Here is a 22,776-nt window from a genome sequence, read left to right on the forward strand (position 1 = left end):
CACCGTCTGGAGGGAGAACCCGTGCGCTCCCTCGTCCGCGCCTGCTGGCCAAGCCCGCGCGGGGCGACGTGGACGCGTGGACGCCGCCGCGGGCCGTAGCATCGCACCATGCAGCCGACCCGCCCCCTCGACCCCATCCCCGGAGAGAGCCGCCTCGGCCTCGTGACCACGGCGGTGATGTTCGTCCTGGCGCTCGTCGCCCTGATTGCCACCTCGGTGGCGAGCATCTTCGTCGCCGACCTCGGGTCGACGGTGCTCGTGTGCGCGATCCTGACCGCGGTCGCCCTGATGGGCCTGGGCATCAGCTGGATCCAACGGCGCCGGTACCTCCGCAATCGACGGTTCGGCCGGGTCATCGAGCGCGACTACTGGGGCGGCGACAACGGCACGGCGTCGCTCTGAAAGGTCGAGTGCCCGGAACGTCGCTCCACGAGCGCGTGGAGGATCTCGTGCTCGCCTACCCGGTGCCGCCCGCGAGGTCGGCGGGCGCGGAAGCGACCTCCGCACGACGCCGCCCGGTGCCCCCGCTCGGCGGTGTCAGCCGCCGAAGGACGACCCGTGCACGGCCTTCGCACTCGACCCGAAGCCGGACGCCTTGCCGCTCGTCCCGAATCCGCCGCTGAGCGGCACGCGCTGGCCGACGGTCGCACCGGTCGGCGCCTTCTCGACGACGTCGGAGTGCGCGACCGAGCCGGGCTTCGCGAAGTCCCCGGTGCCCACCGCCGACCACGAGCTCACGCGCGGCGAGTCCCACCGCGACCCCGAGAAGAGCAGGGGGCCGAGCCAGACCCCCGTGGGGTACGCGTGCCCGCCGTGGTATTCCGACGCGTCCTCGCAGAGCTCGTCGGCCGACGCCGTCACGGCGTTGCCGTCGGCGCGCAGCTTCGCGAGCTGCGACTCGATGTCGGCGACGCAGTCCTCGCGCGACGCGTACACCGGCCGTTCGGTCCCGTCGGGCACCACGTAGTCCTCGCCGTCCGCGCCGGTCACGACGACCCCGTCGGACGGGTAGGTCGAGCAGCCCGCGAGCAGCATGAGCGCGCTCGCGACCCCGACGGCCGCGACCGCGCGCGGCGCGACGGATGCCCCGGCGGGGCGCGCGCCGGGGCGCGCCTCGGCACGCGACGGGCGCGGGCGCGGGGCATCCGTCACCCGCTCCAGCTCCAGCGTCCCCATCCGTCGGCGGGGTCCGGTCATCGCTCCTCCTCCATGATCCGATCCGGCGCGATGTAGTGCGGCACGAACTCGGCGAGGTCGCCGGTGATCGGGCCGCCCGTCTCGCGCACGTCGATGCCGGCGGGCGTCTCGCCGACCACCCACGAGCCGATGACGGCCGTGCGCCCGTCGATGCGGGCGAGCGTCGCGCGCTCCTGGAACACGTAACCGTCCTCGTCGTACGGCCCCGGCTGCTCGGCGACGACCCCGCCGCGCGCGTCGAATACCGTGACGTTCGCCCCCTCCCGGCCGAGCCGGGGCTTGCGCACCCAGTGCCGGCCCCACAGCGGCCCGCCGGGCTCGAACGGCGCGGGGGTCTCGAACGCGGGCAGCAGGTTCGGGTGACCGGGGAACAGCTCCCAGAGCACCACGAGCAGCTGCTTGTTCGACAGCAGCAGCTTCCAGATCGGCTCGACCCACGCGGTCGTGTGCCGGGTCGGCTCGAGGAACGCGGCGAACTGCTCGCGCGCCATCCACTCCCACGGGTAGAGCTTGAAGATGCGCTCGACGTGCTCGCCGTCGCCGTCGAGGAACCGCCGCCGGTCGAGGTCGTACCGCAGGTCCTCGACGAAGACCTGCTTCACGTCGAACCCCGCCTGCCGTGCGGTCTCGGCCATGTAGGCCACGGTGTCGGCGTCCTCGACGATGAGCTCGCCGTCGCCGTCGTCGTGGAGGGACGCGAGGTGCAGCCGGGCGCCGGGCGCGACGCCCCAGCGCGCCTCCCGGATGTGCGCCCACTGCTCGACGAGCAGTTCGTGCAGCAGGTTGAACTGGTCGGATGCCTCGCCCCGCGCTTCCCGCAGCCACTGCCACTGGGCCGCCGCGGACTCGACGAGCGAGGTCGGGGTGTCGGCGTTGAACTCGAGCAGCGAGATCGCGCCCGTTCCGCCTGCGGCCGTGCCGCCGTCGTACGCGAGGTCGAAGCGACCGTAGACGGTGGGGTCGTCCTCGTCCCAGCTGCGGCCGACGAGGTCGTGCAGTGCGGTCGGGATGCCGAACTCGGCGTACCGGCGTTCGCGCACGACGTGTTCGACGGCATCCATGCACCGGGCGAACAGCTCGGCGGTCGCAGCCTCGAGCGCGTCGATCTCGTCGCTCGTGAAGCCGTAGGCGGCGTGCTCGTTCCAGTACGGGCGTCCGCCCTCCGAGGGCAGGTCGTAGAACGTGAAGCCGACCTCGTCCAAGCGGGCTCGCCAGTCCGGGCGCGGGTCGCTGGAGGTACGGATCACCCGCTGAGCGTACCCGTCCGCGGGGGCCGGGAACGACGGATGCCCCGGCGCACGGCCAGGGCATCCGTCGCTGCGATTCGGTTCGGTTCACTCCTGATCGATCGGCCCCTTCGGCAGGCGGCCGTTCAGGTCGTCCACGACCTCGCCGGTGCTCGGCGTGCCGCACACGCCGTCCGGCATCCGCTCGCGGATCCAGGCCGGGCCGTGGCATCCATCGGTGGAGTAGATGACCTGCTGGGTCTTCGGGCCCTGGTCCTTCGCCTCGGGCTCGGTCGACCCGCAGCCGGAGAGCAGCAGGCCCGCCGCCGCGACGACCGGAATCGTCCAGGCGAACGTTCGCGTGTTCATGATGATCCCCCTTGACGCCGACGTGGGTGTCGACCGTTCGCGACGCTACGGACCGGCCGGATGCCCCGCCTGACGCAGGCTGACCATCTTCGCGACCGTCGCGCATAGGCAATTCCGGTCATTCCCGCGTGCGAGCCGTCCGCCTAGGGTGGGGAGCATGCGGACCGGTTCCGCACCCACGCCGCCCGGGGGGAGGGCGGCGACCGACGATTCGCCGCTCGTCGCGCGACGCGTGGAGTTGGCCGCGCTCCGCGACGCCCTCGGATCCGCCATCGCCGGCGACGGCTGCGCGGTCTTCGTGGGCGCCGAGCCCGGTGGCGGGAAGTCGCGCCTCCTCGCCGCGATCGCCGACGAGGCGCGGTCGGCGGGCGCCGAGATCCTCGCAGGCGCCTGCGTCGAGGAGCTCGGCCGGCCGCTCGAGCCGTTCGACGCCGTGATCGAGCAGCTGCTGCGCGCACCGGACGGGGAGGGCGGCGCGGACGCGGGCGACCGGAACGCGCACGGCCGAAGCGATGGCCCGGCTGCCGCCGGACCGGAGGCCCCGGACGCCCTCGCGCTCCTGGGCACCGCGTTCGACGCAGCCTCCCCGGCGCCGCAGTTCGGCCAGCCGCGCCTGTTCGAGGCGGTCGCGGAGGCCGTGCTCGACCGAGCCGGGCGCACGCCCGTCGTACTCGTCCTCGACGACCTGCACTGGGCCGACGACGACGCGGTCCGGCTGCTCGAGCGACTCGTGCTCGCCGTGGCGGGAGCGCCGGTCCTGCTGCTCGGCGCGTACCGCCCGGATCCGCCCGACCGGTCGGCAGGGCTCTCCGACGTGCTCGGACGGGTGTCCCGGCTTCCGCAGGTGTCGCGGATCCTGCTCGCGCCCTTCGACGAGGGAGAGCTCGCGGAGTACCTGGTCGAGGTCGGCGGCATCGCACCCGAGCACGCGGCGCGGCCGGCGCACGCGCTCGCGGCGATCACGGGCGGGAATCCGTTCCTCGTCCGGGAGACCTGGCGCCACCTGCTCGACGCGATCGCCGCCGGCGATCCCGGGATCGCCATGCCCGAGACGACGTACGACCTCCTCCGCCCGCGCGTGGCGATGCTGTCCGGCACCGAGCTCGAGGTGGTCGGCGTCGCCGCGATCATGGGGCAGGAGGTCGACCTCTCCGAGCTCCTGGCCTGCGTCGACGCGCCGCCGGATGCCGCGCTCCGCGCCGTCGACGCGATCGTGCACGCCGGTCTGCTGGAGCGGCCGACGAGCGACGACCGGTACCGCTTCCCGCACGCCATCGCGCGACAGGCGATGCTCGATGCGATCCCGCCGTCCGAGGCGATCCGCATCCACGCCAGGGTCGCCGAGACGCTCGAGGCCCGATTCCCGGCGGCGCCGCGCCTCGTGCAGCGCCTGGCCTTCCACTACGACGCAGCTCGGGCACTCGGGTACGCCGACCGCGCGGTGACCTTCCACCTCCGCGCGGCGGAATCCGCCGATCGGCGGCTCGCGCACGAGCAGGCCGCAACCCTGCTCGAGCGCGCGTCGGAACTCACGGCTCGGGTCGACGAGTGCGAGCGGTTGCGCGAGCGCGCTGCGCGAAGCTGGATGCTCGCGGCGGACTTCGCCGCGGCCCGCCGACTGCGCGAGCGGAACCTGGAGTCGGCCGACGCGCGCACCCGGGTGCGCGCCGCGATCGGGTACGAGGATGCCAGCTGGCGGCCGGGCCTCACCGGCGAGCGCGCCGCCGAACTGCTCAGCACCGCACTCGAGGGCATCCCCGCGGACGATCGCGATCCGCTCCACGTCGAGGCGTCCGCGAGCCTGGGTCGCGCGATCGCCTTCACCGGCCAGGTCGACGAAGGTGCGGAGCGAGGGGAGCGGGCGCTGGAAGCGGCGCGTGCGCTCGGCGACGAACGGACGCTCGCGGCCGCGCTGCGCGCCCGGATCGCCCAGCCGGCACGCCCGACCGAGCTCCCCCGCCGCATCCTGATGGCCGACGAACTCGCGCGCCTGGCCGCGGGGATGGACGAGGACTGGCTCGGCCTCGCCGGCATGGTCGGGGCCTACGGGTACGTCCTCGGCGACGCCGAGGCCCTGGCGCGCGCCGAGCGTCGGCTGGCGGACGTCGGCCGACGTTGGGGTCCGTACTGGCAGTACTGGCTCGGCTGCGTCCGGTACGGCGACGCCTTCATGCAGGGCCGGCTCGAGGACGCGACGGCGCGGCTGGTGGACCTCGAGTACCTCGAGGCCGGCTTCCGATCGGATGCCTCGGACGGAGTCTCCGCGACGCAGGAGTTCATGGTGCGTCGCGAGCGCGGCCGACTCGGCCCGGCGCTCCGGGTGCTGAACGGCGAGGAGTCGCCGGCGTCGACCTGGGCGCCCGGACTGCTGGTGCTGTACCTCGAAGCCGGCTGGGTCGATCCCGCGCGACGGGTCCTGCACTGGCTGCTCGAGCACACGTCGGAGCAGTTGCGCAGCTCGGCGGACTGGCCCGCGCGGCTCGCGTTCATGGCCGAGGGTGCCGTCGCGTGCGGCGACGTGGACGCCGCCCGGGCCGTCCGCCCGCTCGTCGCCGAGTACGCCGGGTGCAACCTGATGCTCGGGTTCTACGTGGCCGTGCTCGGGCCGGCGGACCGATGGATCGGCGAGCTCGACGCCGTCACGGGGGACGGCGACCCGGCGCGTTCCTTCGCATCGGCGATCGGACTCTCCGAGCGCATCGGGGCGACCCTCCACCTCGCCCACGACCTCGTCGCCTCGGCGGAGTGGGCACGTCGGCTCGGCGATGAGACCGCTGCCGCCGGGTTCGCGACCCGCGCTCGCGGGATCGCCGAGTCGCACGGCATGGTCCGGGTGCTCGAGCGCCTCGGTCGAGTGGATCCCCGCGGCACCGGGGCCATCACGGCCCGCGGGCACGACGCGGGCGACACCGGCCCGGGCGACACCGGCGACGAGCTCACGCCACGCGAGCGCGAGGTGCTCGGACTCGTCGCGGAGGGCCTCAGCAACCGCGAGATCGCCGGGCGCCTCGTGATCAGCGAGCACACCGCGGCGAACCACGTCCGGAGCATCCTCATGAAGACGGGCGCGTCGAACCGCACCGGGGCCGCGCGCTACGCGCGCGACCACAACCTCGCGTGAGGCGAGGTCGCGTGGGTCCTCACTGCTAGGCCACCACTCCGGCGAGCAGGCCCGACGGCATCACACGGCCGTCGACTTCGGTGATCACGTCGGCCGGGAGGCCGGCGCGCCTCGCGGCGGCGACGATCGCCTCGATGGACGGCGCCTCGTACAGGCAGTAGCTCCGGCGACGATCGACCGAGAGGAACGAGTACACCCAGCGCACGTCCTCGTCGTCGTTGATGAGGTTGATGTCGGGCGCGGACTCGACCGGCACGACGACCTGTTCCGCGTAGTTGCGTTCGATGATGTAGAAGGGCATGGGGCCTCCCGCGGGGTTGGGCGGGTTCGGGCGCCGATGTTACTCCGCGGCCGCGGATCCCGCAGCCGGACATGACGGATGCCCCGGCGCACGGCCGGGGCATCCGTCGATCGTCCTGCCTCAGAACTTCGCGCCGAGCGCCTTCGCCTTGATCGCCTCGAACTCGCCGTCGGTGATGGCGCCGCTGTCGCGGAGCGCCTGCGCCTTCGTGATCTCCTCGGCGGGGTTCGCGAACGACTGCGCCCGGATCTGGTCGAAGTCGTCCTCGGTGTACTCGACCGCCTGTCGCTGCGACCGTTCGGCCATGCCCTTCCCGCGCGCGATGAGGTACACGAGCCCGGTGAGGAACGGCACGAACAGCAGCAGGATGAGCCACAAGGCCTTGGCCCAGCCGTTCAAGGTGCGGTCGCGGAAGATGTCGATCACGATGAACACGAGCACCGTGAAGTACGCCGCCCAGGCGAACATCCAGGCGAACCACCAGAACCAGGACCACAGATCCATCCGGATCCTCCCCTTCGCACGGCGCCGCCCCCCGGCGCCTCCTGGGCACAGGCTAGCGGGCGCGGGTCATCCGTGTCCCCCTCTTCCGGCGAATTCGCCGCGCGGGTCGAGCCGCGCGACGACCGGTTCGAGGGCGTCGGCGAGTGCGACCTGCTGTTCGGGGGTGAGCCCGTCGAGGACGATCCGCCGCACGGTCTCGAGGTGCCCCGGCAGGGCGCGAACGACCGCCGCGCGTCCCTCGCCGGTCAGCTCGACGTCGACCGCTCGCCGGTCCGCCGGGGCGGTGGATCGCTCGACGAGTCCGCGCGCGGCGAGCCGCGTGACGACCTTGGAGAGCCTGGGCAGCGTCGCGTTCGTGGACGCGGCGAGCGCGGTCATCCCGAGCCGGCCCTCGGGCGACCGGATGAGCGAGCCGAGCACCATGAACTCGAAGTGGGTCATCGCGGAGTCGGCCTGGAGCTGCGCGTCGAGCGCGGTGGGCAGGAGCTCGGCGGTGCCGATGAGGGCGAGCCATGCGCGCGACTCGATCGGATCCATCCGGGGCACCTGGTTCGCCATGCTTCGCAACCTACCCCAGGCGAACGGGAATAGTTTCCGCGGCAACCCCGTTGGACCCAAATAGTTGCCTCGGCAACCAACAACCACGCGGCGCCGCCGCGGCAGTCCGAATCGGAAGGAAACAGATATGACCGGCATCACGATCATCGGCACCGGCAACATGGGATCGGCCATCGCCGGCGTCGCCGCGAAGGGCGGCACGCCCGTCCAGGTCGTCGCCCGCGACCTCGACAAGGCGCAGGCGCTCGCAGCACAGGTCGGCGGCACCGCCGGCGTGATCGGCGACGCGCTCACCGGTGACGTCGTGGTGCTCGCCGTCCCCTACCCCGCCCTCGCCGACCTCGCGCGCGAACTCGGCGCGCAGCTCGAGGGCAAGGTCGTCGTCGACATCACCAACCCCGTCGACTTCGCGACGTTCGACTCGCTCGCCGTGCCCGCCGACGGCTCCGCGGCCGCCGAGCTCGCCGAGCTCCTCCCCGCCTCGAGCGTCGTGAAGGCGTTCAACACCAACTTCGCGGCGACCCTCGCGACCGGCGAGCTCGGCGGCCGGCCGACGACCGTCGTCATCGCGGGCGACGACGACGCGAAGGCCGCCCTCGCCGCGATCGTCACGGCCGCGGGCCTCGCGGTCGCCGACGGCGGCTCGCTCAAGCGCGCCCGCGAGCTCGAGGCCTTCGGGTTCCTCCAGCTCGTGCTCGCGGTGCGCGAGCAGATCGGCTGGACCGGCGGCTTCGCCGTCCACGCCTGACGCGGTCGCCCCGACGCCGACGTGACGCGAACGCACCCTCCGCATGCGCGGCAGGGTGCGTTCGCGTCATTCCACCGGTGGGTCAGCCGAGCGTGACCATCACCTTGTCCGCGGCGCCCGGCGTCGCAGCGAGCTCGAGCGCCTCGAGCACGTCCTCGACGTCGAACCGGTCGCTGATGATGAGCTGGTACTTCTCCCAGTTGGCGATGATGTCGTCGGTGACCTCGAAGATCTCCGTCGGGTAGCCCATCGACATGATGATCGACAGCTCGGACGTGAGGATCGCGCCGAAGTCGACCTCGACCGGCTTCTTGTGGACGGCCGGGATCACCAGGCGCGCACCCTGCTTCGCGATCGCGAGCACGGTCTGGACGACCTGGGGCGCACCCGCGGCGTCGATGAACACGTCGGTCGCGGGCCGCGCGCCGCGCTGGCCGAGGACCGTGGGCGCCTCGCCCTGCAGTTCGATGAGCCGCGCCGAGACGTCCTCCTCGAGGGAGTTCACGACCGCGTCGGCGCCGACGAGCAACGCCTTCTCGAGGCGTGCGGGCTGGATGTCGACGACCACGACGTGCTCGACGCCCTTGGCCTTCAACGACAGCAGCGCACCGAGGCCGATGGGGCCCGCTCCGAACACGACGGCCCGCTCGCCCGCGGCCGCACCCGACCGGTTCACGGCGTGCCGGGCGACGGCCATCGGCTCGTTGAGCGCGGCGACCTCGAACGGGATGTGGTCGGGGATGACCCGGAAGTGCACGCCCGGCTTCGCGTCGTAGAGTACGACGAACGGCGAGAACGCGCCCTGCGCGCCGCCCGAGCCGATGATGCCGTCGGAGCAGGCCATCGGGTTGATGACGACGTGGTCGCCGACCTGCGCACCCTCGACGCCCCGGCCGACCGCGACGATCTCGCCGGCGGGCTCGTGCCCGAGCGGCGTCGCGCCCTGCCGCGGCGGGATGCCGCCGTAGGTCGTGTACATGTGGTCGGAACCGCAGATGCCGCAGGCGCGGATGCGGACGAGCACGTCGCCGTCGCCCGCGACGGGCTCCTCGACCTCGACGATCCCGGTCGTGCCGGGTCCGGTCACGTGGACTGCCTTCACAGCGTCCGTCCTTTCCATTCCTTCCGGCAGCGTCGCCGGTTACTAAATCGAATTAGTACCATGATACCCGTCGACTGGGTAGCGTCGACTCGACCCGGGAAGGAGCGACGGATGCCCCGCGCCACGCGCCCCACCATGAAGGACGTCGCGCGCGCCAGCGGCGTCTCCCCCGCGACCGTGAGCTTCGTGCTGAACGACTCGGCCGGCCAGACCATCCCCGAGGAGACCCGCGCCCGCGTCCACCGCGCCGCGACCGAGCTCGGATACGTCCCGCACGGCGTCGCGCGCGCGCTCCGCGAGGGCACCAGCCGCGTCGTCGTGCTCCAGGTCGCCCGGCTGCCGCACGGCTCCGGCGTCATGTCGGGGTACATCGACGGACTCGACGACGAACTCGGCCGGCTCGGGCACACCCTGCTCGTCCGGTACGGCGACCGCGCCGACGGGACCGCCCGGCTCGTCGACGCGATCTCGCCGCGAGCCATCCTCGACCTCGACCGGATCTACGAGGCGGACGCCCCCGAGCTCGCCGACGGCGGCTGGGTCGACGGCCTCGCCGCCCACACCGCGGTCCAGTTCCGCCACCTCGCCGAGCGCGGGCACACCGGCATCGCCCTGGCGCTCCGCGCCGGTGAACGGTTCGAACGGCTCGGCGACATCCGCCTCGCCTACGCGCGCGCGGTCGCGCCGACCCTCGGGCTCCGGGGCATCCCGACGCTCACCGTGGGCCGGTCGCTCGACGACGACCTCGCCGCCGTCCGCGACCTCCGCGCGACGCATCCCGAGGTCACCGCGATCGCGGGCCTCGACGACGACGCGGCCCTCCGCGTGATGTCGGCCGCGCACCGCCTCGGGCTCGCGGTGCCCGACGACCTCGCCGTCATCGGCTTCGACGACACCGCCGCGGGCGAACTCTTCAGCCCGTCGCTCACGACCCTCCGGGTGGATGCCGCGGCCTTCGGCCGCCGCGCCGCGCGCGTGCTGCTCGGCCGTCCGGTGGGCGAGCTCGCGCCGGGCGCGGCGACGGTCGTGCAGCGGGAGTCGGCGTAGCGCGCCGGCGTCATGCCAACCAGTGCGCGCCCTGAGGGCCGGTACGGTGCGGCGGCAGTACGCTGACCGCAACCCGACGCCGACGTCGATGTGATTGGGGCTGGTATGCAAGCCGACTCGCAAGACCCGTGGGTGGACGTGGTCAGCCGCCTCACCGCCAGGAAGCCGAGCGACTGGTTCTCGAAGGAGAGCTTCACGCTGCTCGCCCCGGACGGTCAGGCGAACGTGATCTATTCGAGTGAACCGCTGGATCCGACGATCGACACGGATCACTACGCCAGCGTGCAGGGTGAACTGCTCGAACGGGAGTTCCCCGGCTACCGCCAGCACGGTGAACTCGAGGAGTACGGGATCGGGAACGTCTCGGGGAGGCTGCGCGAGTTCAGCTGGACGCCGCCCGACGGCGTCACCGTGCGCCAGATCCAGCTGTACGCCGCGTACGACGGACAGGGCTGGACCGCGACCGCGACCACGCCGGAAGAGCACTACCCGGCCGTGCGCCAGCAGTTGATGGCGATCTTGAGCACCATCGCGGTTCGGGCGTGACCCGGCACGCCGATGCCCTACTACTATCCCGACGATGAGCGCGTCGAGCAGGCGCCGACCGCGGATCTGATCGACTCCGCGGAGCGGTGGGCGGCGGATGACCATCCGGAGTTCGCCGGCCCACTGTTCGTGCGCGCCTACGCGCGAGACGAGCCCGACGCGGAACTGCGGGCTCGGGCCCGACGCGGCGCGGCGCGTTGGCTCCAGTCGCATGACCGGGACGAAGCATTGCGCATCTGCCGGTCGGCCGAGCAGCCGGGGGAACTGACCGAGCTCGACGACTACCGACTCTGGATCGCGATCCTCGCGCAGAATCCGCCGCGCGTTCGTCAGGCGCTGGATGTCGCCGATCGCGCGACCGCGCGGTTCCCGGACGACCCCGCCGCCCACGTCCTCACGGCCTGGTGGCGAGTTCGACTCGGCGAACCGGGGCAGGCGGGTGCCCTGCTCCGCGGTGTCAGCTGGACGGATCACCTCGCGCGCGAGGCATATATGGCCGTCGAGACCTTCGCCACGATCGCGAGGGATCTCGAAAGCCCGGCGGAGGAGCTCGATGCCATCGAGCACATCGGCGGGTTCGCGGCCAGCGGTACGCGGCCGGTGGGCGCGAACCCGAGCTGGCAGGCGGTCGCCCTGTTCGCTGCGGCGACGCTCGTCGACCTCCGGGCGCTGGACCGGGCCGAGGCGCTCATCGGACTGCTCGGCGAACCGGCGACGGATGAACTCCGCGAGGAAGGGAACGTCGTCCTCAGCGGGATCTCCTCGGCGCGATCGCAGTGGCGCGAGGTCATCGACCTCTTGTCCGCGATCCCGTTCGACCGGCTCGGCCTGCAAGCTCGACTCCAGCTCGCCAGCGCGCGCGCCCAGCAGGGAGACTTCGAGGGATCGATGTCCGTCGTGGACCAGACGCTCCATGACCTGCCCGACGACCCGAGTTCGCACGTCGCGGCTGTGGTGCTCCACTGGCTCAGGTACTTCCCGGCCTATGTCGGAGGCCGTTTCGACGAGGCGTGGATATCGCTCCTGAAGGTCCGCGAGCTCGCACCCCAGGTCGAGCTCGACGGGCCGTTCGGCCGCTCCATCCAGCTCTTCCTCATCCCGTTCACGCTCCCATCCGCGCAGATCGAACGTGGGCTCCCCCGGAAACCGGCAGGGTGGGAGACGGCGGAGGATCGCGACTACGCGGTCGGTCGGCTCGCGGCGCTCCACCGCCTCGCCGAGCGCGTCCAGGAGTACCGGTTGTACGCGGACGCCGAGTGTCGGACGGCATTCCGGGAGCTGACGTTCGAACTCCAGAATCCGCCCCCCGGGCGCGCGCCCGACGTGACAACCGAGCTGAACCTCAATCTCGCGTACGTCGCCCTGCTCGCGAACGACCCGGATCGCGCCCGCCAGGCTCTGGCCGCGTCCGGCGTGGTGGACGCCCGGAACGCCGAGACCAGTCCGCGCACGGCGGTGCTTCTGCGTGCCGCCCGGTCGCTCAGCGTGCACATCGCCCTCGCCGGGTCCGATTGGGCCGAGCAGCAACAGGCCCTCCTCGATGCTGCGGAGCTCCGAAGGGAGAACTCGCAGGAGCTCGAGTACCACGTCCTGTACGTTCACGCCCTGGTCGTCAACGACCGGCACGTCGAAGCCGAAGCCATCGTCACGGAACTCTGCGAACAGTACCCCGGCCTGACCGCAGCCGAACTCTGGCGTGCGGAGCTCCTGCTGCACACCGACGCGACGAGGACGGAAGTCGACGCGTCTGCGAATCCGGACGCGGAGGTTCCGCTCGCCTCACTCATCCGGGCCGCCCACATCTACGCGGACCTGATCCGCGCCGATCAGGCTGCGTTGGAGGTACTCGGCGCAGAGAAGCCGACCGAGCGGCACGACGACGATGCCCCGATCGCATCGGACCTGCTCAACCGCCGTGAGACCGAGTACATCGTCCGGCGCGGCCTGCACGCGGTGATCCGTGCCGAGCGCATCATCGTGAGCGAGCGGCTCCCGCGCGACCCGAGCCTCCGCAGGGACACGGAGGTGCTCCTGGACCGGCTCGAAGGTCTCGGCCCCGCGGAGTCCGCCGAGGCGGCCCGGCTCGAGCGTCTCGCGCGACGTCCGCGACGACGACGCCTGGTCCTTCGCACCATCAAGGTGGCGGCCCCCGTGCTCGTCCTGGCGGCGCTGGTCGTGCTGCTCCTGTCACCGAACGTGCGTTTCATCGTCGGGAGACTGCCGAGCGAACTTCGGATCCTGCTCACGGGCGTGCTCGGCGTGCTGCTCGCCTGGCCCTACGTTCGGGAGTTCTCCTTCTCCGGGTTGGCGATCAAGCGACCGGACGTCGAACTGCCACTGGATGCCCGCGACCGCGCGCTGCTCACCGGCGTGGCGGCGGGGTCGACCATCCTCCGCTTGAATGCGACACCGCCACCGAATGTCGCCTCGGCTGCCGATCCGAAGCGCCCGCACGCTCCAGGGCGCTCGGAGGATGATGATGGTGATGGTCCAGCGGCTGGGGAGCGGCCCGACGACGACGGACCCGTCGGCGGGCCGGGCGGCGGGGCGGACGGCGAGGCGCCCTCGGGCACGCTCGACGTAGCGCGGGCGCCCGGAAAGGGGGCGCGCTGGGACCAGAAGGTTCAGGACGCCGCGGTGGACACTGCAGCCGGGACGTCATCGGACGCATCGGCGGGCCGGTCTCCGCGCGTGCCGTTGAGCCGGCTTCGGCGAAGCACCGGTGCCAATCCGGGGACCCGCCGCCCGGGTGGCACTGGGCGGCGATGACGAGCGCCCGCCCGACTACGCCGCATCCCTCAGGAACGGCTCCTCCCGGAACCCGTCCACGTCGAGGATCGCCACGGTCGACTCCGGCACCTCGACGAACGCGCCCGGCAGGTCGGTGAGCGGCTCCGAGACCACGACCCGGGCGGTCTCGCCGAACGTGCGCAGGCGCTCGAAGTCGGGGTACATGGCCTGGAGCGTCGGGATGTCGACGGAGTAGAACAGCGTGCGCGAGTGGTGGATCGTCGAGTAGCGGAAGCACCAGATCGTCGAGCCGTCGGTCACCGCGACCGTGCCCTGCATGGCGCCCTCGATGCCGTGGCCGTCGGCTGCCCGCTCGATCCGCCGGATGGCCCGCGCCATCGCCGCGATCGGGTCCGTCTGCAGCCCGTACGTGAGCGCGAGGTGGAACAGCACCTCGGAATCGGTCGTGCCGCGGATGTGCGGGAACAGCTCGGGATCCACGTCGACCATGAGCTCGCGCCTGACCCGGGGGAAGTGCCCCAGCCCGCCGTTGTGCATGAACAGCCAGTCTCCGTAGCGGAACGGGTGGCAGTTCGTCTGCTGGATCGGCGGCGCGAGCGCTGCGCGCACGTGCCCGAAGAAGAGCGGCGTCTCGATCGCGCGCGTGAGCTCCCGAAGGTTCTCCTCATGCCACGCCGGCTCGATCGAGTGGTACATCGCCGGATGCCCCCGGTCGCCGTCGACGTTCGGATACCAGCCGAACCCCACGCCGTCGCCGTTCACGAGCTCGGCGCCGAGCGGTGACGACAGCGACTGCGCGACGAGCGAATGCTTGGCCTCGAACATCAGTGCGGACGGTCGGATCGGCTCCCCCAGGTACGCCAGCCAACGGCACATGCGCCTCACCCCCGGGTCGACCCTACTCCGGCCCCCTACGTCGCCGATACGGTCCCGATGACGCGGGCGGCTCCACCATCCTCGATGCCCGTCCTGATCCGTGCGAGCCAGTCGGCCACGAGCGCGGCTACGAGATCCGGGCGTTCCAGGTGGGCGTTGTGGCCCGCCCCGTCCAGGGCGACGAAGGTCGCCCTGGGGTAGTGCTCGAGCCGGGCCCACGCGTCGCGGTAGCCGACGACGTGATCCTGCCTGGCCGTCAGGTGCAGGGACGGCTGCAGGAATGCCGCCGGGTGCACGTCTTCCGGCGCGCGGGGCAGGTCGTAGTCGGCGGAGATCCGATCGAGCGCCGCCTGGTCGGCGCCGTGCAGTCCGGGAGCCACGAACTCGAGATGGGCGAGGGCTCCCTCAGGCGATTCGTGGACGGCGAGGTCGCGGTAGCCGTCGAGCTCATCGCCCAGGATCGGGATGACGCGGTCGTCCACGTGCAGCACGGCCCGGGGCGGAAGGTCGCGGGCGTCGTGATCCGCGACGAACACCCCCGCCAGGGTGGCCAGGCCGAGCACCTGAGACCGCAGTTCGTGCGCGACGTACCGCGCGATCAGCCCGCCGTACGAGTTGCCGAGGATGGCGAACGGCTCGGACCCGACGCGCTCCCGCACCTCGGCGAGCGTCGCCTCCGCGACCTGCCGGGTGCTGCGGATCGCGGCGTCCGGCGATCCGGTCGCGCCGGGCAGGTCGAGGAAGATGCGCCGCCACCCGCCGGCCCGTTCGATCGCGGGGTCCAGCGGCAGGAGGATCCGATGATCCACCCCGAACCCGTGCAGCAGCACCAGGGGCGTCCCCGATCCCCGCTCGTGCGAGAACAGTCCCATCCGTCTCTCCTCCGGTCCGGTCAGCCGACCTGGACGATCGGCGCCGACGGATGCCCCGCGACGGACGTCCGGGGACGGCCGCGGGCCGCACGGTTCCAGTGGCGTCCTAAGCCGGAGCGTCCGCGGCCGGCGGCTCCGCCGTCGGCAGCGCCAGCGGGCACCTGCCGAGCTCGGCCATCCGCTGCGTCGCCTGCTCGAGCGACCACGGCAGTTCGAGCGTCGGCTGCTCCTGTCCCGCGGCCGCGGGCGCCCTGGCCGCGACGGACGCGAGCGCGAACGCGACCTGCTGGGCGAACTCGGCGCCGGCCGTGGAGTTGTTCAACGCGACGACGACCGTCAGCCCGCTCTCCGGGTCCGTGAACGCGGCGGTGAGCGCGCCGAGCGTCTCACCGGCGGTTCCCCGGAGCGGTCCGTAGATCCGCCCGCCGATGCCCTGCGCCTGCCAGCCCGGCGCGTCCGGCGAGGTCCGGCTCGCGACCCACTGGGCCTCGGCCGTCGGCTCGGTGAGCAGGGCGCCCGTCGCGAACGCCTCGCTCAGCCGCACCGCGTCGTCGAGCGTCGAGGTCGCGCCGGCCGCCTCGCCGCCGATCGAGCTCGACTGCGCCGACACGTCGATGCGCACGGCGCAGTCGGGCGACCCGTCGGGCAGGGCGCCCTGGAGGTACGCGTCGAGCGTGCCCGGATGCTGCGGATCCGCCGGATCCGGCAGGTCGACGCCGTCGATGCCGAGCGGGTTCAGGACGTACTCGTCGGCGAGGTCGCTCCAGTCGCGGTGCGCGGCCCGTTCGAGCGCGAGGGCGAGCAGCAGGACGCCGCTCGTCGACGGCGACCACGTCTGCCCGGGCGCGCCGACGCGCGACGCCGCGAGCGATCCCGCGATCAGCTCGCCGGGCGGCCACACGCGCACGGGGTTCCCGGCGAAGTACCCGCGCAGCGCCGGGTAGTAGTCGGCGAGCCCCGAGGTCTGGCGGCAGAGCTGCTCGAGGGTGATCCCGTCGAGCCCGGGGATGTCGCGGACGTACGTCGAGACCTGGTCGTCGAGCGCGACGACCTCGAGGTCCACGAGCCGGAGCAGCAGGAGGCAGGTGACCTCGCCGGTCGCCGGTCCGAGCCGGAACTCGGTCTCCTCCGTGACCTTCGCGTCGCCGTCGTCGAACCCGACGGCGCCCGTGGCGGCCGACCACTCGCCGGCCCAGGGTGCCGACACGGCCGCCAGCCCGCCGCTCGAGCCGCTGCGCGCCACCGCGTCGGCGAGGACGGCCTGCAACGAGACCGCGACAGCATCGGGGAGGGCGGTGTCGACGCCGCCGAACCGCGCGGCCGGGTCGACGGCATTCGTGCACGACGTCAGCAGCAGCGCCGCGACGACACCTCCGATCGCCGCCAGCCGTCGGAACGGCCGTCGGCGGGGTCCCCCCGTGCGTCCCACCTGTGCTCCCCCCAGCCGGTGATGGAGCCGATTGTAACCCGCGCACGGGAACGGGGAAGGATGCCGGCATCCGCCTCGCCGGACTCCGGGCGCGGCGAACGCCGCGCCGCCGCCCGCTCCGCCGGACGCGCCGCCTACGCGCCGCGGGCCTCGCCGCCGTCGGCGCGCCCGCCCTCGCGCGCCGCTGCGCCCCCGCTCCCGCCGATCGCACGTGCCGCGCCCGACATGAAGCGCTCGACGTCGCGGTCGATCACGATGTCGCTCGGCCGGAGGGGTCGGGTGAGGTAGAGCCCGTCGAGGCTGGTCAGCCGGGACAGCGCGACGTAGGTCTGGCCGGGGCTGAAGGTGCGCGGGCCGAGGTCGATGACCGCGGCGTCGTAGCTCGCGCCCTGCGACTTGTGGATGGTCACCGCCCACGCGAGCCGCAGCGGGAACTGGGTGAACTCCGCGACGACCTCGCGCTCGAGCTTCTTCGCGACCGGGTCCCAGCTGTAGCGGTACCGCTCCCAGGTCACGGGCTCGACCTCGTGCTCCTCGCCGTCGACCTCGACCCGCAGTTCCCGGTGCAACGACGTGACCGTGCCGATCGTGCCGTTCACCCAGCGCGGGCCGTCGCCGCGGACCATCGTGTCGTTCCGCAGGAACATCACCTGCGCGCCGACCTTGAGCTCCAGGCGCTCGTCGGCCGGGTACGCCCGCCCGCCGAACTCGCCGTTCACCTCGGCCTCGTTCGCGACCGACTGCCCGGGGAGCCGGTGGAGCTGCGAGTGGTTGATCCGGTTGACCGTGCTGTTGGTCGTCGCGAGCGTGATCACGCCGTGCTCGGGCAGCGGACGCCGAGCGCCCGTCTCGTTCAGGACGCCCGCGATCTCCGCCGTGACCTGCCCGTGGCGGACCGCGTTCAGCATGTGCTTGAAGGCGTCGTCGTGCTGGCGATGCACCTCGCCGAGCTCGAAGATGCGCAGGTCGGCCTCGTCCCACACCTTCGCGTCGAAGAACCACATCGACCGGTAGGTGTCGGCGAAGTACCGGCGCTCGTCGCCCGACCCCGGCACCGGCGCGAGCTGGTACGGGTCGCCGAACAGCACGACCTGCGCTCCGCCGAACGGCTCGGCCTGCCGCTGCCTGGCCTGCCGGAGCGAGCGGTCCATGGCGTCCATGAGGTCGGCGTTCACCATCGACACCTCGTCGACGACGAGCGTGTCCATCGCGTTCAGGATCTTCCGCACCGTGTCGTTCTGGTCGATCCGGTGGTCGGCGATGACCCCGATCGGCAGGCGGAACAGCGAGTGGATCGTCTGGCCGCCCACGTTGAGCGCCGCGACGCCCGTCGGGGCGCAGATCACGATCTGCTTCTTCGTGTTCCAGTTCAGGTGGGTGAGCAGTGTCGACTTGCCCGTGCCGGCCCGGCCGGTCACGAACACGTGGTCCCGCGTGTCCTCGATCGCCTGGAACACCGCGGCCTGTTCGGGCGTCAGGGTCACGTCGAGCACGAGGCGGGCTTTCGGGCCGAGGATGCCGCGCCGGGGCATCCGTCGCGGGCGCCGCGCGCGGGCGCGCTCCCACTGTAGTCCGGCGTCACCCGGCCGTGAGCGGGCGGGACGCGCCCGCTTAGAATTGCCGCGTGGCGGGGACGAGCATGGAGCGGGTGGGGCGCGTGTCCCTGCTCGCGGTCATGGGCTGGACCGGACTCGCGGCGCTCCTCGCGGGCGCGATGCTGGCCTCGCTCGGGGCGCTCAACCAGACGCTCTACGGCGCCGCGAACTTCGTCGAGCGGTACCTCAGCGCGATCGCCGCCGACGATGTCGCGGCGGCCGCGGCCGTCCCGGGCGTCGCGCTCGACGCCGCGACGCTCGAGTCCATGGGCCTGCGCGGCGACATGTCGACCGCGCTGCTGCGCTCGGACGTCGTGGAGTCCGGCCCGGAGGACGTGGTCATCACCGAGGACCGGGCGAACGACGACGGCACCCACACGGTGGTCGCGAGCTACCGCCTCGGGACCACGATCACCGAGTCGACGTTCGAGGTGCGCCCGCTCGACCCGCTCTACGGCCTCCTGAACCGGTGGGCGTTCGTCACGAGCCCGCTCGCCGTCATCGACGTGACCGCCGCGCACAACCCGCTCTTCACGGTCGGTTCGCTCACGCTCGACACGCGCGCGCGGAAGACCGGCGACGAACTGGGCGCGTTCACGCAAACGGCGCCGTACCTCGCGATCGCGCCGGCCGCCTACTCGTTCTCGTACGACACCCAGCTCCTCACCGCCCAGCCGGTCGAGGCGGTCGTGGCGCCGTCCCAGCACACCGGGGTCACCGTGGACACGCAGCCGACGCCGGCCTTCGCCGAGCGCGTGCAGCGCCAACTCGACGCCTACCTCGACGAGTGCGCCACCCAGGAGGTGCTCCAGCCCTCCGGATGCCCCTTCGGCGAGGTGATCGACGACCGCGTCGTCGGCACGCCGAGCTGGTCGATCGTCACCTACCCGGTCGTCACCCTCGTCGCCGGCGAGACCGCGTTCGAGATGCCGCCGACCGAGGGCGTCGCGCACCTCTCGGTCGAGATCCAGTCGCTGTTCGACGGCGAGTACTCGCAGGTCGAGAAGGATTCCCCGTTCACGGTGTCGCTCACGGCGACGGTGAACGCCGACGAGTCGATCGCGGTGCAGCTGCGCTGACGCAGGCGATCCGCTCCCGGGTCATCCGTTCCCGGCGTCGCGTTGCGCGATCGCCGCGAGCCGGGCGTTGTACTCCTCGAGTTCGGCGTCGCCGGTGCGGTCGGCCTGCCGATCGCGTCGGCGCGATTCCTTCTCGTCGCTGCGCGCCCACTGCACCGCGACCGTGATGGCGAGCGCGACCGTCGGGATCTCGCCGATCGACCACGCGATGCCGCCGCCCAGCTGCTGGTCGACGAGCGCGTCGGTCCCCCAGCCCATGGCGCCGTACCAGTCCGCGAGGAACAGGCCCGTGCCGAGCATGATCGACAGCCCGAAGAACGCGTGGAACGCCATCGTGCCGAGCAGCAGGAGCAGCCGGAACGGGTACGGAAGCCGGTACGGCACGGGGTCGACGCCGATGAGCGACTGCACGAACAGGTACCCGGTGATCAGGAAGTGGGCGATCATCCACTCGTGCCCGATGTGGTCGGTCATCGACCAGCCCAGGAGCGGCGTGTAGTAGAACACCCAGAGCGAGCCGGCGAACAGCCCGGCCGCGACGAGCGGGTTCGCGATCACGCCGGCGAACCGCGAGTGCACGGCGAGCAGGATCCACTCGCGCCCGCCGCGCGAGCCGTCCTTGCGCGGTCGGATGGCGCGCGCCGCGAGCGTGACGGGCGCACCGGGCACGAGCAGCACCGGGACCGCCATGGTGAGTCCCATGTGCCCGAGCATGTGCGCCGAGAACAGGACCCGCTCGTAGACGTTCACGCCGCCGTTCGTGAGGAACGCGAGGAGCAGCAGGCCCGCCACCCAGAGGATGGTCCGGTGCAGCGGCCACCGGTCGCCGCGCTTCGCGAGCCGCCGCACGCCCGCGAGGTAGAAGAAGATCCCGAACCCGCACGCGAGGAGCCAGATCAGGTCGGGCCGCCACTCGGTGAAGTACCGCCACCACTCGGGCCACGGCGGCAGCCGTTCGCCCGTGAGGAGTTCGGCCGGCGTGCGGACCGCGGTCGAGATCGTCTCGGACACGGGCGTCGCGGTCCGCGCGAGCGCCGCGGCGACGCCGGATGCCACGCCCATGAACGCGAGTTCGACGACCACGAGGATCCAGAAGTCGCGGCTCATCCCGGCGGCCTTCGCCGCGGCGGCCGTGCCGGCGCGGCGGATCCGGTCGATCAGGAACCGCCGCTGCAGCGCGCCGAACAGGCCGAGCCCGACGAGGGCGGCGACCTTGACCACGACCAACGCGCCGTAGGGCGTCAGGAGGTCGGGCCAGTCGCCGATGCGCAGCGCGGCGCTCGCGTACCCCGAGAGCGCGACGACGATGAACGCGATGAGCGCGACCGTCGAGTAGCGCGCGAGCACCACGGGCAGTCGGGCCGCGCCCAGCGACGGCTGCAGGATGACGATCGTGAGCAGCCCGCCGAGCCAGGCGGCCGCGAACACGAGGTGGAGCCCGAGCGCGGTGATCGCCGCGTCGTGCCCCGAGGTCCCGGCGGCGTGCCCCTGCTGGGCCATCGGGACGAGGCTCGCGACCGCGAGGATCGTGACGAACACGAGCGCCGTGTGGTTGCGCACCGCGAAGCAGAGCACGGTGACCGCCGCGGCGATCAGGGTGGTCGTGAGCCAGGCTTGCCCGAGCTCGATCGACGTGACGAACTGGCCGAGCTGCTGGCCGAACCGGTCGCCGAGGTCGAACGGCTCGCCCGTGACGACCAGGAACGTGAGGATGGCGGTGGCCGCCGACGCGACGGCCATGACGGCGGCCGATCCCGCGGCCACGTCGAGGGCGCGGTCGAACTCGGGATGCTTCGGGCTCAACGCCCACACGGCCATCACGAGCGCGCCGATCATGCCGGCCGCGCCGAGGTTCACCGCGAGCTTCGCGATCGGCAGCCCCCAGCGCGCGACGGGTCCGGGGTCCTGGATGGCGATGGGGTCTGCGCCGCCGCCGGAGAGGAGCGCGAGCACCGTCGCGGCGAGCGCGACGGCGAGGAGCACGGCAGGGCCGAGCACGCGGACGGAGCGGGGCACCGCACAAGCCTAGGCGAGCACCCTGTGAGCCCCGGCCGCCGGTGATCGAGCAGGCCGGCACGAAGGAGCGGCCGGGAACGCGGAAGGGGCGCCGACCAGCCGGTCGGCGCCCCTTCCCGGACGTGCGTTACTTCGCAGCGGCCTTGAGCTTCGAGCCGGCCGAGACCTTGACCGACTTGCCGGCCGGGATCTGGATCGTCTCGCCGGTCTGCGGGTTGCGGCCCTGGCGCGCGGCGCGCTCGGTGCGCTCGACGGCGAGCCAGCCCGGGATCGAGACCTTGGTGCCCGAGCCGACGGCGTCGGCGAGCGCGTCGAAGAGACCGCCCAGCACGCGGTCGACCGTGGCCTGGCTCTCGCCGGTGCCCGCGGCGATCTTCGCGACGAGCTCGGACTTGTTCAGCGTGTCAGCCATTGCTTGTGTCCTCCTCGGACGTTCGCTGCACGTTCAGCAGCTTGATGTGGTGAATCGGGGACAGCGTCCAACCGCCCCCGCAGCCGTTCAGGCCGCCTCGAATGTAGCACCGATCCGCGGAAACACGCGGATTTCGGCCCGTTCGGGGCCGACCCGGGCGGGCGTGTCATCCGTCTCGGGCGCGACCCGACGACCGCCGACGCCGGTCGCGGCATCCACCGCCGAACGCGAAGGAGGGCGCCGGCCGAAGCCGACGCCCTCCTGACGCTGATGCGTGCGAACCGATTACCAGCTCGACTTGGTGATGCCCGGAAGCTCACCGCGGTGCGCCATCTCACGGAAGCGGACGCGCGAGACGCCGAACTTCGTGAGGACACCGCGGGGACGGCCGTCGATCGCGTCGCGGCTGCGAACGCGGATCGGCGAGGCGTTGCGGGGGAGCTTCTGCAGGCCGACGCGGGCGGCCTCGCGGGTCTCGTCGGTGCCGTTCGGGTCGACGAGCGCCTTCTTCAGCTCGAGGCGCTTCGCGGCGTAGCGGTCGACGACCACCTTGCGCTGCTCGTTGCGCGCGATCTTGCTCTTCTTCGCCATGTCTTAGCGCTCCTCTCGGAAGTCGACGTGCTTGCGCACCACGGGGTCGTACTTCTTGAGCACGAGGCGGTCGGGGTTGTTGCGACGGTTCTTGCGGGTCACGTAGGTGTACCCGGTGCCGGCCGTCGAACGGAGCTTGATGATCGGACGGATGTCCTGCTGCTTCGCCATTAGAACTTCACCCCACGAGCCTGCAGGTCCTTCACGACCGCCTCGATGCCACGAGCGTCGATGACCTTGATGCCCTTGGCGGACAGGGTCAGCGTGACGTTGCGGCGAAGCGACGGAACGAAGTACGTCTTCTTCTGGATGTTCGGGTCGAAGCGACGCTTCGTACGCCGGTGCGAGTGCGAGATGTTGTGACCGAAGCCGGGAACGGCGCCGGTCACCTGGCACACTGCTGCCATTGGTTTCCTCCAATACCGAGGGGCGGATG

At 72.3% G+C, this 22,776-nt stretch carries 24 protein-coding genes; 7 read left to right on the top strand and 17 right to left on the bottom strand.

All coding sequences use genetic code 11. From position 1 onward, the window contains the following. Positions 1-108 precede the first annotated feature (108 nt). Complete coding sequence (locus ACDF64_RS04335; RefSeq protein ID WP_394553607.1) at positions 109-402, top strand: hypothetical protein; 294 nt, start codon at positions 109-111, stop codon at positions 400-402. A gap of 135 nt (positions 403-537) precedes the next feature. Here the strand turns inward: ACDF64_RS04335 and ACDF64_RS04340 are convergent, their stop codons facing one another. The 3 genes from ACDF64_RS04340 to ACDF64_RS04350 all read right to left on the bottom strand — a co-directional run bounded on the left by ACDF64_RS04340 (position 538) and on the right by ACDF64_RS04350 (position 2,792). Further along, positions 538-1,197 carry a hypothetical protein gene (locus tag ACDF64_RS04340; protein WP_394553608.1) on the bottom strand — a complete coding sequence of 220 codons (660 nt, stop codon included), beginning with the start codon at positions 1,195-1,197 and terminating at the stop codon, positions 538-540. Beyond that, entirely contained in the window at positions 1,194-2,444 is a 1,251-nt protein-coding gene (locus ACDF64_RS04345; RefSeq protein WP_394553609.1) for a glutathionylspermidine synthase family protein, read from the bottom strand. The genes ACDF64_RS04340 and ACDF64_RS04345 overlap by 4 nt, the downstream gene beginning before the upstream one ends. Before the next feature lie 87 nt (positions 2,445-2,531). Then, positions 2,532-2,792, bottom strand: coding sequence for a hypothetical protein (locus tag ACDF64_RS04350; protein WP_394553610.1), 261 nt, complete (start codon positions 2,790-2,792; stop codon positions 2,532-2,534). Between the two features lie 157 nt (positions 2,793-2,949). Between ACDF64_RS04350 and ACDF64_RS04355 the strand changes: the two genes are divergently transcribed. Further along, on the top strand, positions 2,950-5,913 hold the full coding sequence (locus tag ACDF64_RS04355; protein WP_394553612.1) for an AAA family ATPase: 2,964 nt from the start codon (positions 2,950-2,952) through the stop codon (positions 5,911-5,913). A gap of 25 nt (positions 5,914-5,938) precedes the next feature. Here the strand turns inward: ACDF64_RS04355 and ACDF64_RS04360 are convergent, their stop codons facing one another. The 3 genes from ACDF64_RS04360 to ACDF64_RS04370 all read right to left on the bottom strand — a co-directional run bounded on the left by ACDF64_RS04360 (position 5,939) and on the right by ACDF64_RS04370 (position 7,276). Further along, on the bottom strand, positions 5,939-6,214 hold the full coding sequence (locus tag ACDF64_RS04360) for a DUF4242 domain-containing protein (RefSeq protein WP_394553613.1): 276 nt from the start codon (positions 6,212-6,214) through the stop codon (positions 5,939-5,941). A 120-nt stretch (positions 6,215-6,334) separates the two neighbouring features. Then, positions 6,335-6,718, bottom strand: a complete 384-nt coding sequence (locus ACDF64_RS04365; RefSeq protein ID WP_394553614.1) for a PLDc N-terminal domain-containing protein — start codon at positions 6,716-6,718, stop codon at positions 6,335-6,337. A 66-nt stretch (positions 6,719-6,784) separates the two neighbouring features. After that, positions 6,785-7,276 carry a MarR family winged helix-turn-helix transcriptional regulator gene (locus ACDF64_RS04370; RefSeq protein ID WP_394553615.1) on the bottom strand — a complete coding sequence of 164 codons (492 nt, stop codon included), beginning with the start codon at positions 7,274-7,276 and terminating at the stop codon, positions 6,785-6,787. A gap of 127 nt (positions 7,277-7,403) precedes the next feature. Here ACDF64_RS04370 and ACDF64_RS04375 point away from each other — a divergent pair, with 127 nt between their 5' ends. After that, positions 7,404-8,024 (top strand): NADPH-dependent F420 reductase, encoded by a 621-nt coding sequence (locus tag ACDF64_RS04375; RefSeq protein ID WP_394553616.1) that lies wholly within the window; start codon positions 7,404-7,406, stop codon positions 8,022-8,024. Positions 8,025-8,106: 82 nt separating this feature from the next. On the opposite strand, the gene ACDF64_RS04380 is transcribed toward ACDF64_RS04375, so the two are convergent. Then, positions 8,107-9,111, bottom strand: coding sequence for a zinc-binding dehydrogenase (locus ACDF64_RS04380; RefSeq protein WP_394553617.1), 1,005 nt, complete (start codon positions 9,109-9,111; stop codon positions 8,107-8,109). A gap of 126 nt (positions 9,112-9,237) precedes the next feature. Between ACDF64_RS04380 and ACDF64_RS04385 the strand changes: the two genes are divergently transcribed. From ACDF64_RS04385 to ACDF64_RS04395, 3 genes are all read left to right on the top strand, one after another. Continuing rightward, positions 9,238-10,173 carry a LacI family DNA-binding transcriptional regulator gene (locus ACDF64_RS04385; protein ID WP_394553618.1) on the top strand — a complete coding sequence of 312 codons (936 nt, stop codon included), beginning with the start codon at positions 9,238-9,240 and terminating at the stop codon, positions 10,171-10,173. A gap of 132 nt (positions 10,174-10,305) precedes the next feature. Continuing rightward, entirely contained in the window at positions 10,306-10,719 is a 414-nt protein-coding gene (locus ACDF64_RS04390; RefSeq protein ID WP_394553619.1) for a DcrB-related protein, read from the top strand. 12 nt (positions 10,720-10,731) lie between these two features. Then, a complete protein-coding gene (locus ACDF64_RS04395; RefSeq protein ID WP_394553620.1) occupies positions 10,732-13,488 on the top strand; it encodes a hypothetical protein in 2,757 nt (918 codons plus the stop codon). A gap of 15 nt (positions 13,489-13,503) precedes the next feature. Here the strand turns inward: ACDF64_RS04395 and ACDF64_RS04400 are convergent, their stop codons facing one another. The 4 genes from ACDF64_RS04400 to ACDF64_RS04415 form a co-directional block, all read right to left on the bottom strand. Further along, positions 13,504-14,295, bottom strand: a complete 792-nt coding sequence (locus ACDF64_RS04400) for a class II glutamine amidotransferase (RefSeq protein WP_394553621.1) — start codon at positions 14,293-14,295, stop codon at positions 13,504-13,506. Between the two features lie 86 nt (positions 14,296-14,381). Next, on the bottom strand, positions 14,382-15,218 hold the full coding sequence (locus tag ACDF64_RS04405) for an alpha/beta fold hydrolase (protein WP_394553622.1): 837 nt from the start codon (positions 15,216-15,218) through the stop codon (positions 14,382-14,384). Positions 15,219-15,324: 106 nt separating this feature from the next. After that, positions 15,325-16,647: a serine hydrolase domain-containing protein gene (locus ACDF64_RS04410; RefSeq protein ID WP_394553623.1), complete on the bottom strand. Its 1,323-nt coding sequence runs from the start codon at positions 16,645-16,647 to the stop codon at positions 15,325-15,327. Positions 16,648-16,781: 134 nt separating this feature from the next. Further along, the gene (locus tag ACDF64_RS04415) at positions 16,782-18,179 is read right to left on the bottom strand and encodes an ATP-dependent RecD-like DNA helicase (RefSeq protein ID WP_394553624.1); all 1,398 of its coding nucleotides are present in this window, start codon (positions 18,177-18,179) and stop codon (positions 16,782-16,784) included. Between the two features lie 92 nt (positions 18,180-18,271). Here ACDF64_RS04415 and ACDF64_RS04420 point away from each other — a divergent pair, with 92 nt between their 5' ends. Next, the gene (locus ACDF64_RS04420; RefSeq protein WP_394553625.1) at positions 18,272-19,321 is read left to right on the top strand and encodes a hypothetical protein; all 1,050 of its coding nucleotides are present in this window, start codon (positions 18,272-18,274) and stop codon (positions 19,319-19,321) included. Between the two features lie 21 nt (positions 19,322-19,342). Here ACDF64_RS04420 and ACDF64_RS04425 read toward each other — a convergent pair whose 3' ends face one another. The 6 genes from ACDF64_RS04425 to rpmB all read right to left on the bottom strand — a co-directional run bounded on the left by ACDF64_RS04425 (position 19,343) and on the right by rpmB (position 22,747). Continuing rightward, on the bottom strand, positions 19,343-21,337 hold the full coding sequence (locus ACDF64_RS04425; RefSeq protein ID WP_394553626.1) for a cytochrome c oxidase assembly protein: 1,995 nt from the start codon (positions 21,335-21,337) through the stop codon (positions 19,343-19,345). 127 nt (positions 21,338-21,464) lie between these two features. Further along, positions 21,465-21,749: an HU family DNA-binding protein gene (locus tag ACDF64_RS04430; RefSeq protein ID WP_394553628.1), complete on the bottom strand. Its 285-nt coding sequence runs from the start codon at positions 21,747-21,749 to the stop codon at positions 21,465-21,467. An 87-nt stretch (positions 21,750-21,836) separates the two neighbouring features. Then, positions 21,837-21,968, bottom strand: a complete 132-nt coding sequence (locus ACDF64_RS04435; RefSeq protein ID WP_394553629.1) for a hypothetical protein — start codon at positions 21,966-21,968, stop codon at positions 21,837-21,839. Positions 21,969-22,034: 66 nt separating this feature from the next. Then, positions 22,035-22,340 carry a 30S ribosomal protein S14 gene (gene rpsN, locus ACDF64_RS04440; RefSeq protein WP_394553630.1) on the bottom strand — a complete coding sequence of 102 codons (306 nt, stop codon included), beginning with the start codon at positions 22,338-22,340 and terminating at the stop codon, positions 22,035-22,037. Between the two features lie 3 nt (positions 22,341-22,343). Beyond that, complete coding sequence (gene rpmG / locus ACDF64_RS04445; RefSeq protein WP_021760158.1) at positions 22,344-22,511, bottom strand: 50S ribosomal protein L33; 168 nt, start codon at positions 22,509-22,511, stop codon at positions 22,344-22,346. After that, positions 22,511-22,747: a 50S ribosomal protein L28 gene (gene rpmB / locus ACDF64_RS04450; protein ID WP_394553632.1), complete on the bottom strand. Its 237-nt coding sequence runs from the start codon at positions 22,745-22,747 to the stop codon at positions 22,511-22,513. The genes rpmG and rpmB overlap by 1 nt, the downstream gene beginning before the upstream one ends. Between the last annotated feature and the right edge of the window lie 29 nt (positions 22,748-22,776).

It is taken from the genome of Agromyces sp. MMS24-JH15 (assembly GCF_043518605.1).
In the GTDB taxonomy this organism is placed as follows: Bacteria; Actinomycetota; Actinomycetes; order Actinomycetales; family Microbacteriaceae; genus Agromyces.